Genomic DNA, 15,000 nt, shown 5'->3' on the forward strand with positions numbered 1-15,000 from the left:
GTGAGCCTGCAGCCTGAGGCCTTTTTATGAGTTGTGATTTCCTCGCCCTGGCGCAGCCAGGCGTGCAGAAGCTGTCGCCTTACGTGCCAGGCAAGCCGGTCGATGAGCTGGCTCGTGAGCTGAACCTGGATCCACTTACCATCGTCAAACTGGCCAGCAACGAAAACCCGCTGGGTCCCAGTCCCAGAGTTGTCGAGGTGATTAAGGCGCAGCTCGACGAGTTGACCCGCTATCCCGATGGTAACGGGTTCGTACTCAAGCAGAAATTGGCTGAGCGATATGGCGTCGACATCGAGCAGGTGACGCTCGGCAATGGCTCCAACGATATCCTCGAGCTGGTCGCGCGGGCCTACCTCGCGCCTGGTCTCAACGCGGTATTCAGTGAACATGCATTTGCGGTCTACCCGATTGCCACTCAGGCCGTCGGCGCGCGTGCGAAGGCTGTTCCAGCCAAGCAGTGGGGCCATGATTTAGACGCCATGCTGGCCGCTATCGACGACAATACGCGTGTCGTGTTCATCGCCAATCCGAACAATCCCACCGGTACCTGGTTTGGCGCTGATGCGTTGGGTAGCTTTCTGTGCAATGTTCCCGCGCATGTTCTGGTGGTGCTGGATGAGGCTTATATCGAATACGCAGAGGGCGGCGAACTGCCGGATGGATTGGAGTTTCTGGCTTCGCATCCCAACTTGCTAGTATCCCGCACCTTTTCCAAAGCCTACGGGCTGGCTGCGCTGCGCGTGGGTTATGCGATCTGTTCGGCGCAAATTGCCGATGTGCTGAATCGGGTGCGGCAACCGTTCAATGTCAACAGCCTGGCGCTCGCAGCGGCTTGCGCGGCGCTCGATGATAGCCGCTATCTGACCGAGAGCAGGGCTTGCAATAGCGCCGGTATGCTCCAGCTCGAGGCGGGCTTCAAGCAGTTGGGGCTGGACTGGATTCCGTCGAAGGGCAACTTCATTGCGGTCGATTTTGGTCGTGACGCGGCGCCAATAAATCAGGCACTACTACGCGATGGCGTTATCGTGCGGCCGGTCGCTGGCTACGGAATGCCGACGTTCCTGAGGGTTTCCATTGGCACCGAAGCGGAAAATGACCGTTTTCTGGATGTCCTTCGCAAGGCTCTCGGGCGTTGAGTCGAGACGTTGAACGGTGCTCCGGCGTGCCGCTGGTGCGCCGTCTGGCCGTTGTCGGCCTCGGGCTCATTGGCGCCTCGTTCGCCAAGGGCCTGCGTGAGCGCGGGCTTTGTGGCGAAGTAGTCGGTTTCGATCTCGATCCGCGCTCCCGCGAACTTGCTGTCGAGCTCGGCGTGGTGGATCGGTGTGCGGATAATCTAGCGGAGGCCTGCCAGGGGGCGGATGTCATTCAGCTGGCTGTGCCGATCCTGGCGATGGAGCGGTTGCTGGCGGAGCTCGCCATGCTCGATCTCGGTGATGCAGTGCTTACTGATGTCGGCAGCGCTAAAGGCAATGTGGTGCGTTGTGCTGGTGAAGTGTTCGGTCGGATGCCGCCTCGTTTCGTGCCGGGCCATCCGATAGCCGGTTCGGAACAGAGCGGTGTCACTGCTGCCCAAAGCACGCTTTTCCGTAGGCACAAGGTGATCCTGACGCCGTTGGAAGATACCGATCCCGCTGCGCTGGCGCTTGTCGACGGGTTGTGGCGCGCACTGGGCGCCGATGTCGAACATATGGATGTCCAGCATCATGATGAGGTGCTCGCTGCTACCAGCCATCTTCCGCACTTGCTGGCATTTGGCCTGGTAGATTCGTTGGCGAAGCGAAACGAGAATCTCGAGATATTCCGTTATGCGGCGGGTGGTTTTCGTGATTTCACCCGTATAGCGGGTAGTGATCCGGTGATGTGGCATGACATCTTCCTCGCCAATCGTGAGGCGGTGCTGCATACCCTGGATGATTTTCGTGCCGACCTCGAGGCGCTGCGCGCTGCGGTCGATGAAGGAGACGGGCATACGTTGTTGGGCGTGTTTACTCGCGCCAAGGCTGCCCGAGAACATTTCAGCAAAATACTGGCTCGCAGAGCCTATGTGGACGTTATGCATTCCAATGAATTGATTTTCCTCGCCAACCCTGGCGGCAGTCTGAATGGCCAGCTTCGTGTGCCAGGTGATAAGTCCATTTCCCATCGTTCCATCATGCTCGGCTCGCTTGCCGAGGGGACTACCGAGGTGGAGGGCTTCCTCGAAGGAGAGGATGCGCTCGCCACCATTCAGGCATTCCGCGACATGGGCGTAGTGATCGAAGGGCCGAATCAGGGACGGGTTACGGTCCATGGTGTCGGGCTTCATGGCCTAAAGGCGCCACCGGGACCGATCTATCTGGGTAACTCGGGTACCTCGATGCGCCTGTTATCCGGGCTGCTGGCGGCGCAGCCGTTCGACACCACGCTTACCGGAGATGCCTCGCTGTCCAAGCGACCGATGAACCGGGTGGCTAAACCGTTGCGAGAAATGGGTGCCGTGATTGAGACGGCAGCTGAAGGCCGACCGCCATTGACCATTCGCGGCGGCCAAAGGTTGTCCGGCATGCATTACGAAATGCCGATGGCCAGCGCTCAAGTCAAATCCTGCCTGCTCCTGGCTGGCCTGTATGCGGCTGAGAAGACTTCCGTTACCGAACCGGCTCCAACGCGGGACCACACCGAGCGAATGCTGCAAGGTTTCGGCTATCCAGTGCAGGTAGAAGGCAATACCGCTACGGTCGAGTCTGGCCACACGCTGCGCTCGACTCAAATCGAAGTGCCTGCCGATATTTCTTCTTCGGCTTTTTTCATGGTCGCGGCCAGCATCGCACCGGGTTCCGATATTACGCTTGAGCATGTCGGGATCAACCCGACGCGTACTGGTGTTATCGATATTCTCAAGCTGATGGGTGCCAACATCGAGCTGACCAACCTGCGTGAAGTAGGCGGTGAGCCGGTTGCAGATATCCGGGTGCAAGCGGCACCGCTCCGGGGCATCGATATTCCAGAAGACCTCGTTCCGCTCGCGATCGATGAGTTCCCTGTGCTGTTCGTTGCCGCGGCCTGTGCCGAAGGCCGAACCACTTTGCGTGGTGCCGAGGAGCTGAGGGTCAAGGAGTCCGACCGTATTCAAGTCATGGCCGATGGTCTGCAAGCGCTCGGCGTGAAGGCTACACCGACTCCAGATGGGATTATCATCGAAGGCGGCACCATTGATGGTGGCGAGGTCTGGGCGCACGGCGATCATCGCATTGCGATGTCCTTCAGTGTTGCGGCGCTTCGAGCTGGTGCGCCGATACGCATCCACGATTGCGCCAACGTGGCCACTTCGTTTCCGAATTTCCTCGCGCTGGCCGAGAAGGTCGGAATGCGGATAGGCGTGGAGAGTCATTCATGATCAGGCAGGTCCCGGTCATCACCATCGACGGCCCGAGCGGCTCCGGCAAGGGCACGGTTGCGGCACTGCTGGCGGGTAAGCTGGGATGGAATTTTCTTGATTCCGGTGCGCTTTACCGCCTGCTCGCCTTCGCCGCGTATAACCATGGTGTCGACCTGACTAACGAGGAGGCGCTCAAGCTACTGGCGGCTCATCTGGATGTGCAGTTCGGCGCAGCCAAAGACGGCCATGGCATGGAGATCGTCCTCGAGGGAGAGGAGGTCACCAACGCTATCCGTAACGAGCATATCGGTGCCGGTGCTTCCCAGGTTGCCGCATTGCCGGCTGTGCGTGATGCACTATTGCAGCGCCAAAAGGCGTTTCGCGAGCTTCCCGGGCTCGTTGCCGATGGGCGGGATATGGGAACGGTGGTTTTTCCTGACGCACCCTTGAAGATATTCCTTACTGCAAGTGCTGAAGAAAGGGCACGTCGCCGCTTCCTGCAGTTGAAGGCCAAGGGTGATGATGTTAATCTCGCGAGTCTTCTCGATGAGATACGGGCGCGCGATGAGCGCGATACCCAGCGTGAAGTGGCTCCGCTGAAGCCGGCAGACGATGCGGTACAGCTGGATTCCACCGAGCTTTCTATCGAGCAGGTGTTAGGACAGATTCTGAGCGAAGTCGCCAAGCGCGATTTTGCCTGATGAGCGACCGTCGAGAGGCGGCCTGACAGCTCTGTAATTTCAGGGCCGTTAACAAGGAGGCATGTGGGAGACCAGATCTAGTCCCGCAGGCCTTTTTTTATATGAATGAACCCACTTCTATCTGGGATGTGGAGATTGGGCGGATCCTCGCCTGAAAACAGCAGGAATAAACATGAGCGAAAGCTTTGCAGAACTTTTTGAAGAAAGCCTAAAAACCCTCGACATGCAGCCGGGCGCCATCATCACCGGCATCGTGGTCGACATCGATGGTGACTGGGTCACTGTCCATGCCGGTCTGAAGTCCGAGGGCGTCATCCCGGTCGAGCAGTTCTACAACGAGCAGGGCGAACTGACCATCAGCGTGGGTGACGAAGTTCACGTTGCGCTGGACGCGGTTGAAGATGGCTTCGGTGAAACCAAGCTGTCCCGCGAAAAAGCCAAGCGTGCCGAGTGCTGGATTGTTCTGGAAGCGGCTTTCGCAGCTGAGGAAGTGGTCAAGGGCGTTATCAACGGTAAGGTTAAGGGCGGCTTCACTGTCGACGTTAACGGCATCCGTGCGTTCCTGCCAGGTTCCTTGGTCGATGTCCGTCCGGTGCGTGATACCACTCACCTGGAAGGCAAAGAACTCGAGTTCAAGGTCATCAAGCTGGACCAGAAGCGCAACAACGTTGTCGTTTCCCGTCGTAGCGTCCTGGAAGCCGAGAACAGCGCCGAGCGCGAAGCTCTGCTGGAATCGCTGCAGGAAGGCCAGCAGGTCAAGGGTATCGTCAAGAACCTCACCGACTACGGCGCATTCGTCGACCTGGGCGGCGTGGACGGCCTGCTGCACATCACCGACATGGCCTGGAAGCGCATCAAGCATCCTTCCGAGATCGTCAATGTTGGCGACGAGATCGACGTCAAGGTGCTGAAGTTCGACCGCGAGCGCAACCGCGTCTCCCTGGGCCTGAAGCAGCTGGGCGAAGACCCATGGGTTGCTATCAAGGCTCGCTACCCAGAGAACACTCGCGTTGTTGCCAAGGTTACCAACCTGACCGATTACGGCTGCTTCGCTGAGCTGGAAGAGGGCGTCGAAGGTCTGGTGCACGTTTCCGAAATGGACTGGACCAACAAGAACATCCATCCGTCGAAGGTCGTACAGGTCGGCGATGAAGTGGAAGTCATGGTTCTGGACATCGACGAAGAGCGTCGTCGTATCTCCTTGGGTATCAAGCAGTGCAAGTCCAACCCATGGGAAGACTTCTCTGGCCAGTTCAACAAGGGCGACCGCATCTCCGGCACCATCAAGTCGATCACCGATTTCGGTATCTTCATTGGTCTGGACGGCGGCATCGACGGTCTGGTTCACCTGTCCGACATCTCCTGGAACGAAGCCGGTGAAGAGGCCGTTCGCCGCTTCAAGAAGGGCGACGAGCTGGATACCGTCATCCTGTCCGTCGATCCAGAGCGTGAGCGCATCTCCCTGGGCATCAAGCAGCTGGAAGACGATCCGTTCTCCAACTACGCCGCCGTCAATGACAAGGGCAGCATCGTTCGCGGTACCGTGAAAGAAGTTGACGCCAAAGGCGCCATCATCGATCTGGGCAACGATATCGAAGCAACACTGAAGGCGTCCGAAATCAGCCGTGATCGCGTCGAAGACGCGCGCAACGTGCTGAAGGAAGGCGAAGAAGTCGAAGCCAAGATCATCAGCATCGACCGCAAGAGTCGTGTCATCAGCTTGTCCATCAAGTCGAAAGACGTTGAAGACGAGAAAGACGCGATGAAGGAACTGCGTACCAAGCAGGACGTAGAGCCAGCAGCCGGTCCGACCACCATCGGTGACCTGATCCGCGCACAAATGGAAAATCAGAACTAAGTTCTGCGATCCATTGAAAAAGGGCGACTTCGGTCGCCCTTTTTTGTACCTATAATTTTGCTGCTATTTCATGCACATAGTCGATGAGTTGCTGAGCGCTTCGCCTAGCTGCGACTCGTGCCGGTGGCCAGTGCCTGATTCACCGAGAGCCAGCCAGAAACCGCGTCCTCTCCCGCCTCGTTGAACGCACGCTCAAGCAGGCGCACTTGCTCTCGTCGCAGAGCTTGTTCCAGTTTCGCTCCGTCACTAGTGAAACGCAGCATGCGTTTGCGTTTATCGTCTTCAGCGGCCCGACTTTCTACCAAATGCATCTCCATCAGCTGTCGCAGCGGAGTATTCAATGCCTGCTTGGTGACGCCCAGGTAGCCGAGCAATTCCTTCATGCTCAGGTCAGGGTAGGTCGCGATAAAAAACAGGATCCGATGGTGCACTCGGGAAAGCCCGCGACGGGCAAGCATTTCGTCCGGTTTGGCAGTGAAAGCTTGGTAGCCGAGGAAGAACCTTTCCATTATCTGGCGCTGGACCATGCTTTTTTTTAGGTCAGGCATATTGACGTATTCCTGATGGGGAGCGTAATTTTGGTCAAGTAGTTTGACTTATTTTAATTGCCCTTGCATCTGGTGCCCCCATGGCTTTCTCCGAACGTGTCGATCGTCTTAAAAGCTCGCTTATCCGTGAAATTCTCGCCGCGGCGCAGCGGCCGGAAGTGATGTCGTTCGCCGGCGGGCTGCCTGCAGAGTCGATGCTGCCGAATGTCGAATGGGCTGACATGCCGTTGAGTATCGGCCAGTACGGCATGAGTGAAGGAGAGCCGGCGCTGCGCGAGGCCATCGCCGCCGAGGCGCGTCTGCTCGGCGTACCCTGTGAGGCCAGTCAGGTACTGATTGTCAGCGGTTCGCAGCAGACGCTCGATCTCGCTTCGAAGCTATTCATCGATCGCGGTACGGAGGTATTGCTCGAGGCCCCGACTTATCTGGCAGCGTTGCAGGCGTTTCAGCTGTTCGGCGCTGAGTGCCTGACCGTGCCGCAGGCAGTCGATGGGCCGGTGTTGGCTGCCTTACGCAAGCGTCTGGAACAACATAAGCCAGCTTTCGCCTACTTGATTCCAACCTTCCAGAACCCTTCCGGTGTGCGCTACAGCGAAGAGAAGCGCGATGCAGTCGCCGCGCTGCTCGACGAATTCGGTGTGACGCTGATCGAGGACGAGCCTTACCGCGAACTGGTATTCGACGAAAGCAGCGCCAAGCCCATCGTCAGTCGCATGCGCAAGGCCAGCTGGATTTATACCGGCACCGTGTCAAAGACACTGTTGCCGGGATTGCGTGTCGGCTACCTGATCGCGACGCCCGACCTGTTTCCGTATCTGCTGCGGCTAAAGCAATCAGCAGATCTTCATACCAATCGCGTCGGTCAATGGCAGGCGTTGCAGTGGCTGGGCAGCGACCGGTATCGCTCGCATCTGATGGAGTTACGGCGTTTTTACCGTTTACGCCGTGATGCGATGCAGGTTGCCCTGAAGGAACACTTTTCCGATCTCGCTAGTTGGGAGCTGCCACAAGGAGGGCTGTTCTTTTGGCTGCAACTCAAGCAGCCACTCGATACCCGTACTTTGCTCAATCCGGCTCTGGCTCGGGATGTGGTATTCATGCCGGGCGAGCCTTTCTTTGCCGAGCCGGAGCAAAACCTGGGATATCTGCGGCTGAATTTCAGTCACGTTGCGCCCGAGCGCCTATCTGAAGGTGTCCAGAGATTGGCGAGCGTGATCCGGGAAGCTGGCGTCGTCGCGGCAGCCTAATTACAACACCAGGCGATTGTGCTGTGCGGAGGGGAAATGGCATACAAGGTTTATGGCGATTATCGGTCCGGCAACTGCTACAAAGTGAAGCTGATGCTGCATCTGTTGGGCCGAGATTACGAATGGGTTGCGGTCGATATTCTTCGCGGTGAAAGTCGCGAAGAGGCTTTTCTGAAAAAGAATCCCAACGGCAAGATACCCGTGCTTGAGCTGGAAGACGGCACCTGCTTATGGGAATCGAACGCGATTCTCAATTTTCTGGCAGAGGGAACCGAGTTCCTGCCCTCGGATGCGCGGCTGCGTACCCAGGTTCTGCAATGGCAGTTCTTCGAGCAGTACAGTCATGAGCCGTTTATTGCCGTGGCGCGATTCATCAAGCTTTATCTGGGCATGCCGGATGATCGTCTCGATGAGTACGCGGCCAAGCAGCTGGACGGTTATCACGCCTTACAGGTGATGGAGCAGCAGTTGCTGCGCACCCCGTATCTGGTTGGCGAGCAGTACTCCATTGCCGACGTTGCGCTGTACGCCTATACGCACGTGGCCGAAGAGGGTGGTTTTCGGCTAGCCGGATATCCGGCGATCGGCGCATGGCTGCAGCGAGTCGCCAGCCACCCGCGGCACGTCGGGATGTTCGATTAAAAAAACGGGCAAAACGGCTGGAGACTGGACGTTAGACTTAGACGAAGCTGGAAGCTAGGCAGGCTTCCGCATTCTGCAGGTCTAGCTTCCAGCTTTGGATTATCTGACCAGCCCGAGAAACTCGCTGCGGGTGGCGGCGTTCTCGCGGAACTGCCCGAGCATTACCGAGGTGACCATCGAGGAGTTCTGCTTCTCGACGCCGCGCATCATCATGCACATGTGCTGTGCTTCGATTACGACTGCTACGCCCCAGGCGCCTGTGACCTTCTGGATCGCCTCGGCAATTTCGCGCGTGAGGTTTTCCTGGATCTGCAGTCGGCGAGCGTACATATCAACGATGCGCGCCACCTTGGAAAGCCCGAGCACTTTGCCGTTGGGCAGATAGGCTACGTGGGCCTTGCCAATGAACGGGAGCATGTGGTGCTCGCACAAGGAGTACAGCTCGATGTTCTTCACTAGCACCATCTCGCTGTTGTCGGAGCTGAACAGCGCGCCGTTGGTGACTTCCTCGAGAGATTGCTGATAGCCCTTGCACAGGTACTGCATGGCTTTGGCGGCGCGCTTGGGCGTATCGAGCAGGCCCTCGCGGTTGACGTCCTCACCCAGCTGGCCAAGGATCGCGGTGTAATGAGTTTCCAGGGACATTTGACTACCTGTCAGGCTTGCAGAAAAGCGCGAATGCGAAGGTTAGGGGCTCAGCGGCTGGGCTGCAAGCAGCACGCCGAAGAATGCATGGCTGAGCGCGCGACGGTTATTCGTCACGGCCTTCCAGCATGGTTCGCTTGAGAATGACGTAGACCGCACCGGTACCACCATGTCTCGGTAGACACGAGGTGAATCCGAGTACCTGAGCGTGCTGGCGTAGCCAGGTGTTGACGTGGCTCTTGATCAGCGGCCTTTTGCCGTCGATTCGCGCGGCCTTGCCGTGTGTCACCCGTACGCAGCGGATCTCGAATTTGCAGGCTTCGGCAAGAAAATCCCAGAGCAACTCGCGGGCTTTCTCAACGTTCAGTCCATGCAGGTCGAGGCTGCCTTCGAAGGGAATCTGGCCAGCTTTCAGCTTACGCATCTGACTGTCCTGGACACCGTCGCGCACCCAATACAATTCGTCTTCTGCCGTTACATCGATGACGAATTGATCGGAAAGTCCATCTATTCGGGCCTCGCCATCATTGATAACTGCGTTCGCTCGCCGAGTGGCTATCTGCGCCTTGTTGCTGCGTGGTTTGCCAGTGTCGGCACGGTTATGTTCGATCGGCTTGACACCGCGAACCGCAGATTTGAACAAGGAAAAGTCATCTTCTTGCATGGGGCCTCCGCATTGGTCGGCGATTTTACCCCAAAGGTTTCGTCGTTATCGCTTCCATTGGCAAAAGCGGATGCGAGGCAGAAGGGTGGCTTTACCGATCAGCGTTTCTTTCTCAGACCGGGGGAGAGGCTGAGTCCGCTGGGCTCGTGTAAGCGGCGGCGCACTCTGCGTCTGATTAACGCGCCGATCAATAACAGAACCAGGCCCAGCGCGAGCAACGTTACGGCAGCCTCGCGATCGAATGCCATGCTGGTAAAGGCTTCGTTGCCGCTGAACAGGGATGCCGCACCAGAGGCCGTCAGGAGAACGCCGACGAGAATCAGCAGCAAGCCAAGAATCGCGCCGAAACGTGAGCCCCAGCTTCGCCGCTCGCGTGGGCGGAGGCGGCGTGCATCGAAACCGTCGGTTCGTTTCATTCCGATTACCTCGTCGGGAACAGGGCTATGACCGGGACTGCCCGGTCAGGTTCATTCGCCTGTCTGGCAATGCTTGATGCCCGACCTGCTTATGCAAGCGCTCCGACATCGGCGACACAGACGGCGAAGTTATCCGCAAGAATGGTCATTTCCATGCGATGTACCTGCGCGGCATCGAGCGTACCGTCACCCATCGGCAGATCGCGGGTGGCGCAGGCTTTATCCACCAGCGTACAGCGATAACCATAATCCTTTGCCGCGCGAACGGTGGTGCTCACGCTGGAGTGAGTCATAAAGCCGCAAACAATCAGGTCCAGACGGCCATGTTGTTGCAGCAGCTCGTGCAGCTTGGTCCCCGCGAACGCGTTGGGCAGCGTTTTGCCTATCACCGCCTCGCCGGGTAGGGGAGCTGCCTCCGGCATGATCTGTCCTCGAAGGCCTTGGGGATCGAACAGACCGCCGGGAATGCCAAGATGATGTACATGCACGACGGGCGTTCCGGCTGCGCGGGCTGCGGTCACCAGGCTGTTGATCTCGTCCAGCGCCGAGCTCAGGTTCGGTAACGCGAGAGTTCCTGTCCGATATTCTTCCTGAACGTCAATGACCACAAGGGTCGCATTAGCCAGAGTCGCCGGTGCATAACTGCGGCCACTGAGCTGAAGCATGGTCTGTGGCTTGGACATGACTGACTCCTTGTTGTGAGAGGGGCATGATTGTGGCGCCAGATGACCAAGATGTGAACTGCCCAAACCGATGATTCGTCAACTGAATCGGCAATAACCGGCGATAGGCCAGTACTGCGGCTGCAGAAGCCTGAGAAACCCGACTGTCCTTCGGCTAAACTTTCGCGCTTTTGACAGGAGATGCCGACGTGACCGCTTCGCCTTCCCGCTTGCGCACCTTGCGTGACCACATTCGCTGGGCTGTCAGCCGTTTCCATGCCGAGCAATTGTTCTTCGGCCATGGCACCGACAATGCCTGGGACGAGGCGCGCCAGCTGGTGCTCGGCGCTTTACACCTGCCTTGGGAAATCGCCGATAGCTATTTGGATTGCCGTCTGGAGGATGACGAGCGCGAGCATTTGCAGAGCTTGCTGCGCCGTCGGATCGAGCAACGCGTGCCCACCGCCTACCTGCTTGGGCAATCCTGGTTTTGCGGACTTCCGTTCATTGTCGATGAACGTGTACTGATTCCACGTTCGCCAATCGGCGAGCTGATCGAACGACGTTTCGAACCTTGGCTGGAGCGGAGTCCGGCACGAATCCTGGATCTTTGTACCGGCTCCGGTTGCATCGGCATTGCCTGCGCCTACGAGTTTCTCGATGCTGAGGTGGTACTGGCCGATCTATCTTTCGAGGCGCTCGAAGTGGCCAATCGCAACATAGAGCAGCACGGTCTGGAAGAGCGGGTGTATACGGTGCAAAGTGATGGATTCAATGGGTTGCCCAAGCAACGCTTCGACCTGATCGTCTCCAACCCGCCTTACGTGGACTCGGAGGACTTCGCCGACATGCCAGATGAATATCATCACGAACCCGCCATAGGGCTGGCTTGTGGTGATGATGGTCTGGATCTGGTGCGGCGGATGCTGGCTGAGGCGGCAGACCACCTGACCGATACCGGCACCCTCATCGTCGAGGTCGGCAATAGCCAGGTGCATGTCGAGGCGCTTTATCCGGAGGTGGATTTCACTTGGCTGGAATTCGCCGCGGGCGGGCATGGCGTGTTTCTGCTCGCCGCGAGTCAATGCCGTGAAAACCAAGTGTTGTTTCGCGAGCGGCTCAACCGCTAATAGGACGGTGAGGCGCCGCCATGTTGCGCGGCGCCAGCTCTGTTAGCGAGTCGCGATCCAGATCAGCAGGCCTGCCTGAAATAGCGAGAATGCGACGAGACAGGCAATGGTGAATCTGAGGGTGCCATCTTCCCGGCGAAATTTGTCTAAACGCTCCTGGATATCGCGAATCTTTTTTTCTTGCTCTTGCAGATTGCGATCAGCCTGCTCGAGCATCGCCGCAGCATCCTTCAGCTCGATGATCTGCACCTTCTCTGTATTCCAGTCGGGGCGCAGCGTGCTGACACGAGGGACGCCGTAGGTTGCTTTGAGCTGCTGGGGGTCGGGATAGAGCACCTCGAAGCCTTGGGTCTGCAGGCAATGATCACGTCGCAAACGCATGTCTTCGCCCGTTACATCCTTGGCGGGAAGGGAGCCGCCTTCCACCAGGTAGTGCGCCCAACGCTTCTGCGCCCAAAGGGCTCCCTGCGCCAGTAGAAAGCGTCCGAGGCCGCGATTGGTTGGTTCCATATGCAGGCCGGAATCGGGGCCGAAGCGCAACTCCTTGGCCCGATGATCTGCCCAGATTTCCAGTACGTTGTGTTTCTTCGACAGCAACTGGCCAGGTAGTCTCACAAACAGCTTCAATAGGCTCTGCTGCGGCGTATGCCGTTCTATCTGTGCCAGCTCAACGAACCGTAGCGGGCGCGCACCGGTATCCCGGTCGGTCGCTAATGGCGACAGGCGCAGCAATCGGAAGCGATCCGGGGCAAGCTCGGCCCAGGGGTGCGGCTGTGGGGTTTCGGGCGCTTGGGCCTCGTCGTCGTTCGGTGCTGGTGAGCTATCGGTCATGTTCGGCGTCCTAAGCCTGGGCGGTTGAGTCATTGCGGCAGGCAAGGTGCGTATCGGCCGCCGATAGGCTAACTGGAGGCTGGCAATACGCCATATTCCTGCAAAAACCGGCTGATTCGCTCGGTCAACGCATAGGCGATAGGCAATTCAGGCTGGTTATAGGACGCGGTCTGCCTGTCGCGGTCCATCGGAACGATGCGCAGCACGTGATTCATCCCCGGTATCAGCGCCAGCTCGGCGTCTTCGCGGGCACGTTGCAATGCTTCGGCATCTTCGCGATCGACCTGTATGTCATGCGTGCCCTGGATGATCAGCGCAGGCGCAGTTACGTTGGCAAATGCTTGTATCGGATCCTGGCGGAACAGTGAAATCAGGTAGGGCTGCACGCTTGGGCGAAACAGAATCTGCAGTGCTTCCGGTACTTGCTCATGGGTGCGCCCCGCATTGAGTTCGTCGATCAGATAATGCGCCGTCGCCAGCAGCGGTGGCGGCAGACGGCCTTGCAGTTGTTCACGCAGCAGCCGATCGATGGGACGGCCGCTGCCGGCAATGCTGATCAATGCGGCCGGTTCGACGATTGGTGCGGCGAGGCTGGCGATCAGCGCGCCCTCGCTATGGCCGATCAGTACCACTGCGGAGAAGCGTGAGTCGGCTTCGAGCTGTCGTGCCCATGCCACCGCATCGGCGACATAATGCTCCACGCTCAGTTGCTCTTCATTCGGTGCTACGGCGAGGCTCTGTGCGACACCGCGCTTGTCGTAGCGCAGACTGGCAATGCCGCGTTTGGCAAGCGCTTGCGCCAACCGCTTGAGGCTGTCACTCCTTCCCATGGGGTTGTTGCCGTTGCGGTCGGTAGGGCCCGAGCCGGCGATCAGCAAGGCCACCGGCAAAGGCTCGGCGGCCTTTGGTAGCAGCAGGCTGCCCTGTAGACGGCCGTCCGCCACTTGCACAGTCATCCTCTCGTTCAGCAGCGTCTGGGCGTATATGTGAGAAGTGGGCATGGCAAAAAGGACAAGCAGGAAAAGAAAACGCATGGCAGAGATTCGATCATCGACGAAGCGGGTTGGATGCGATGCAGGACGCTTGGTTCGCCGGATAGCAGTATGCGCCGTCACCCAAGGCAGTGAAACCTTCGGCGGCTCGGGTATACTTCCGCCCCCTGTTTAGGTCGATCGCGGAGCGCCCTGCATGTCCGGCAACACATACGGCAAGCTGTTCACCGTCACCACCGCTGGTGAAAGCCATGGCCCGGCACTGGTCGCCATCATCGATGGGTGTCCGCCGGGGCTGGAGCTGTCCGTTGCGGATCTGCAGCGAGACCTCGATCGCCGCAAGCCCGGCACCAGCCGACACACCACCCAGCGTCAAGAGGCCGACGAAGTCGAAATCCTCTCCGGCGTGTTCGAGGGACGCACCACCGGCTGCCCTATAGGTCTGCTGATTCGCAACACCGATCAGAAATCCAAGGATTACTCGGCAATCAAGGATCAGTTCCGGCCTGCTCATGCCGACTATAGCTACCACCACAAGTACGGTCTGCGTGATTATCGCGGCGGCGGGCGCAGCTCGGCGCGCGAGACGGCGATGCGCGTCGCAGCCGGCGCCATTGCCAAGAAATATCTAGCGACGCTGGGCATTCAGGTGCGCGGTTATATGAGTCAGCTGGGCCCGATCGAGATTCCATTCAAGACTTGGACAAGTGTCGAACAGAACGCTTTTTTCAGCCCCGATCCAGACAAGGTGCCGGAGCTGGAGGCCTATATGGATCAGCTGCGCCGTGACCAGGATTCGGTCGGCGCGAAGATCAGCGTAGTCGCCGAGGGCGTGCCACCCGGGCTTGGCGAGCCGATCTTCGACCGCCTTGATGCCGATCTGGCGCATGCGTTAATGAGCATCAACGCAGTCAAGGGCGTCGAGATCGGCGCCGGTTTCGCCAGTATTGCCCAGCGCGGCACCGAACACCGAGACGAGATGACGCCGGAAGGTTTCCTGTCGAACAACGCTGGCGGTGTCCTCGGCGGCATCTCTTCAGGTCAGCCGATCATCGCGCATCTGGCGCTGAAGCCGACCTCCAGCATCACCACGGCAGGGCGCTCGATCGATGTCGATGGCAATGCGGTGGAAGTCATCACGAAAGGCCGTCACGACCCCTGCGTTGGCATCCGTGCCACGCCGATCGCCGAAGCGATGATGGCGATCGTGCTGCTGGATCATTTGCTGCGCCATCGTGGGCAGAACGGTGACGTGCGGGTGGCGACGCCGGTTCTAACGCAACTGTGAGCTGCAGGCTACAGGCCG

Annotated in this window: 15 protein-coding genes; 8 read left to right on the top strand and 7 right to left on the bottom strand. The window is 58.6% G+C overall.

All coding sequences use genetic code 11. From position 1 onward, the window contains the following. Positions 1 to 26: 26 nt before the first annotated feature. The 4 genes from hisC (at position 27) to rpsA (ending at position 5,917) form a co-directional block, all read left to right on the top strand. Entirely contained in the window at positions 27 to 1,136 is a 1,110-nt protein-coding gene (gene hisC, locus AC2LD7_RS10090) for a histidinol-phosphate transaminase (RefSeq protein ID WP_484597603.1), read from the top strand. After that, positions 1,133 to 3,376, top strand: a complete 2,244-nt coding sequence (locus tag AC2LD7_RS10095; RefSeq protein WP_484597604.1) for a bifunctional prephenate dehydrogenase/3-phosphoshikimate 1-carboxyvinyltransferase — start codon at positions 1,133 to 1,135, stop codon at positions 3,374 to 3,376. The genes hisC and AC2LD7_RS10095 overlap by 4 nt, the downstream gene beginning before the upstream one ends. Beyond that, positions 3,373 to 4,059, top strand: a complete 687-nt coding sequence (gene cmk, locus AC2LD7_RS10100) for a (d)CMP kinase (RefSeq protein ID WP_484597605.1) — start codon at positions 3,373 to 3,375, stop codon at positions 4,057 to 4,059. Before AC2LD7_RS10095 ends, cmk begins: the two co-directional genes overlap by 4 nt. 172 nt (positions 4,060 to 4,231) lie before the next feature. Next, on the top strand, positions 4,232 to 5,917 hold the full coding sequence (gene rpsA, locus AC2LD7_RS10105) for a 30S ribosomal protein S1 (protein WP_484597606.1): 1,686 nt from the start codon (positions 4,232 to 4,234) through the stop codon (positions 5,915 to 5,917). A 104-nt stretch (positions 5,918 to 6,021) separates the two neighbouring features. On the opposite strand, the gene AC2LD7_RS10110 is transcribed toward rpsA, so the two are convergent. Continuing rightward, a complete protein-coding gene (locus AC2LD7_RS10110; protein WP_484597607.1) occupies positions 6,022 to 6,465 on the bottom strand; it encodes a MarR family winged helix-turn-helix transcriptional regulator in 444 nt (147 codons plus the stop codon). 80 nt (positions 6,466 to 6,545) lie between these two features. On the opposite strand from AC2LD7_RS10110, the gene AC2LD7_RS10115 reads away from it, so the two are divergent. Both AC2LD7_RS10115 and AC2LD7_RS10120 read left to right on the top strand, forming a co-directional pair. Continuing rightward, positions 6,546 to 7,712 carry an aminotransferase-like domain-containing protein gene (locus tag AC2LD7_RS10115; RefSeq protein ID WP_484597608.1) on the top strand — a complete coding sequence of 389 codons (1,167 nt, stop codon included), beginning with the start codon at positions 6,546 to 6,548 and terminating at the stop codon, positions 7,710 to 7,712. A 36-nt stretch (positions 7,713 to 7,748) separates the two neighbouring features. Continuing rightward, complete coding sequence (locus AC2LD7_RS10120) at positions 7,749 to 8,354, top strand: glutathione S-transferase family protein (protein WP_484597609.1); 606 nt, start codon at positions 7,749 to 7,751, stop codon at positions 8,352 to 8,354. Between the two features lie 99 nt (positions 8,355 to 8,453). Here the strand turns inward: AC2LD7_RS10120 and folE are convergent, their stop codons facing one another. The 4 genes from folE to AC2LD7_RS10140 all read right to left on the bottom strand — a co-directional run bounded on the left by folE (position 8,454) and on the right by AC2LD7_RS10140 (position 10,762). Continuing rightward, positions 8,454 to 8,999, bottom strand: coding sequence for a GTP cyclohydrolase I FolE (folE, locus tag AC2LD7_RS10125; RefSeq protein ID WP_484597610.1), 546 nt, complete (start codon positions 8,997 to 8,999; stop codon positions 8,454 to 8,456). Positions 9,000 to 9,105: 106 nt separating this feature from the next. Then, complete coding sequence (locus AC2LD7_RS10130; protein WP_484597611.1) at positions 9,106 to 9,663, bottom strand: Smr/MutS family protein; 558 nt, start codon at positions 9,661 to 9,663, stop codon at positions 9,106 to 9,108. Between the two features lie 98 nt (positions 9,664 to 9,761). Next, complete coding sequence (locus tag AC2LD7_RS10135) at positions 9,762 to 10,079, bottom strand: hypothetical protein (protein ID WP_484597612.1); 318 nt, start codon at positions 10,077 to 10,079, stop codon at positions 9,762 to 9,764. Positions 10,080 to 10,168: 89 nt separating this feature from the next. Next, on the bottom strand, positions 10,169 to 10,762 hold the full coding sequence (locus AC2LD7_RS10140; RefSeq protein ID WP_484597613.1) for a cysteine hydrolase family protein: 594 nt from the start codon (positions 10,760 to 10,762) through the stop codon (positions 10,169 to 10,171). Between the two features lie 188 nt (positions 10,763 to 10,950). Between AC2LD7_RS10140 and prmB the strand changes: the two genes are divergently transcribed. Continuing rightward, on the top strand, positions 10,951 to 11,871 hold the full coding sequence (gene prmB / locus AC2LD7_RS10145; RefSeq protein ID WP_484597614.1) for a 50S ribosomal protein L3 N(5)-glutamine methyltransferase: 921 nt from the start codon (positions 10,951 to 10,953) through the stop codon (positions 11,869 to 11,871). 42 nt (positions 11,872 to 11,913) lie between these two features. Here prmB and AC2LD7_RS10150 read toward each other — a convergent pair whose 3' ends face one another. Next, positions 11,914 to 12,702, bottom strand: a complete 789-nt coding sequence (locus AC2LD7_RS10150) for a hypothetical protein (protein ID WP_484597615.1) — start codon at positions 12,700 to 12,702, stop codon at positions 11,914 to 11,916. A gap of 68 nt (positions 12,703 to 12,770) precedes the next feature. Beyond that, a complete protein-coding gene (locus AC2LD7_RS10155; protein WP_484597616.1) occupies positions 12,771 to 13,736 on the bottom strand; it encodes an alpha/beta hydrolase family protein in 966 nt (321 codons plus the stop codon). 154 nt (positions 13,737 to 13,890) lie between these two features. Between AC2LD7_RS10155 and aroC the strand changes: the two genes are divergently transcribed. Then, positions 13,891 to 14,982 (top strand): chorismate synthase, encoded by a 1,092-nt coding sequence (gene aroC / locus AC2LD7_RS10160; protein WP_484597617.1) that lies wholly within the window; start codon positions 13,891 to 13,893, stop codon positions 14,980 to 14,982. Positions 14,983 to 15,000: the final 18 nt, after the last annotated feature.

The organism is Stutzerimonas sp. (genome assembly GCF_982611455.1).

What these genes read in the sequence shown, in the direction of transcription:
- hisC (WP_484597603.1), top strand. Translation starts at nt 27, where the DNA reads ATGAGTTGTGATTTCCTCGCCCTGGCGCAGCCAGGCGTGCAGAAGCTG.
- cmk (WP_484597605.1), top strand. Translation starts at nt 3,373, where the DNA reads ATGATCAGGCAGGTCCCGGTCATCACCATCGACGGCCCGAGCGGCTCC.
- rpsA (WP_484597606.1), top strand. Translation starts at nt 4,232, where the DNA reads ATGAGCGAAAGCTTTGCAGAACTTTTTGAAGAAAGCCTAAAAACCCTC.
- AC2LD7_RS10110 (WP_484597607.1), bottom strand. Translation starts at nt 6,465, where the DNA reads ATGCCTGACCTAAAAAAAAGCATGGTCCAGCGCCAGATAATGGAAAGG.
- AC2LD7_RS10115 (WP_484597608.1), top strand. Translation starts at nt 6,546, where the DNA reads ATGGCTTTCTCCGAACGTGTCGATCGTCTTAAAAGCTCGCTTATCCGT.
- AC2LD7_RS10120 (WP_484597609.1), top strand. Translation starts at nt 7,749, where the DNA reads ATGGCATACAAGGTTTATGGCGATTATCGGTCCGGCAACTGCTACAAA.
- folE (WP_484597610.1), bottom strand. Translation starts at nt 8,999, where the DNA reads ATGTCCCTGGAAACTCATTACACCGCGATCCTTGGCCAGCTGGGTGAG.
- AC2LD7_RS10130 (WP_484597611.1), bottom strand. Translation starts at nt 9,663, where the DNA reads ATGCAAGAAGATGACTTTTCCTTGTTCAAATCTGCGGTTCGCGGTGTC.
- AC2LD7_RS10135 (WP_484597612.1), bottom strand. Translation starts at nt 10,079, where the DNA reads ATGAAACGAACCGACGGTTTCGATGCACGCCGCCTCCGCCCACGCGAG.
- AC2LD7_RS10140 (WP_484597613.1), bottom strand. Translation starts at nt 10,762, where the DNA reads ATGTCCAAGCCACAGACCATGCTTCAGCTCAGTGGCCGCAGTTATGCA.
- AC2LD7_RS10150 (WP_484597615.1), bottom strand. Translation starts at nt 12,702, where the DNA reads ATGACCGATAGCTCACCAGCACCGAACGACGACGAGGCCCAAGCGCCC.
- AC2LD7_RS10155 (WP_484597616.1), bottom strand. Translation starts at nt 13,736, where the DNA reads ATGCGTTTTCTTTTCCTGCTTGTCCTTTTTGCCATGCCCACTTCTCAC.
- aroC (WP_484597617.1), top strand. Translation starts at nt 13,891, where the DNA reads ATGTCCGGCAACACATACGGCAAGCTGTTCACCGTCACCACCGCTGGT.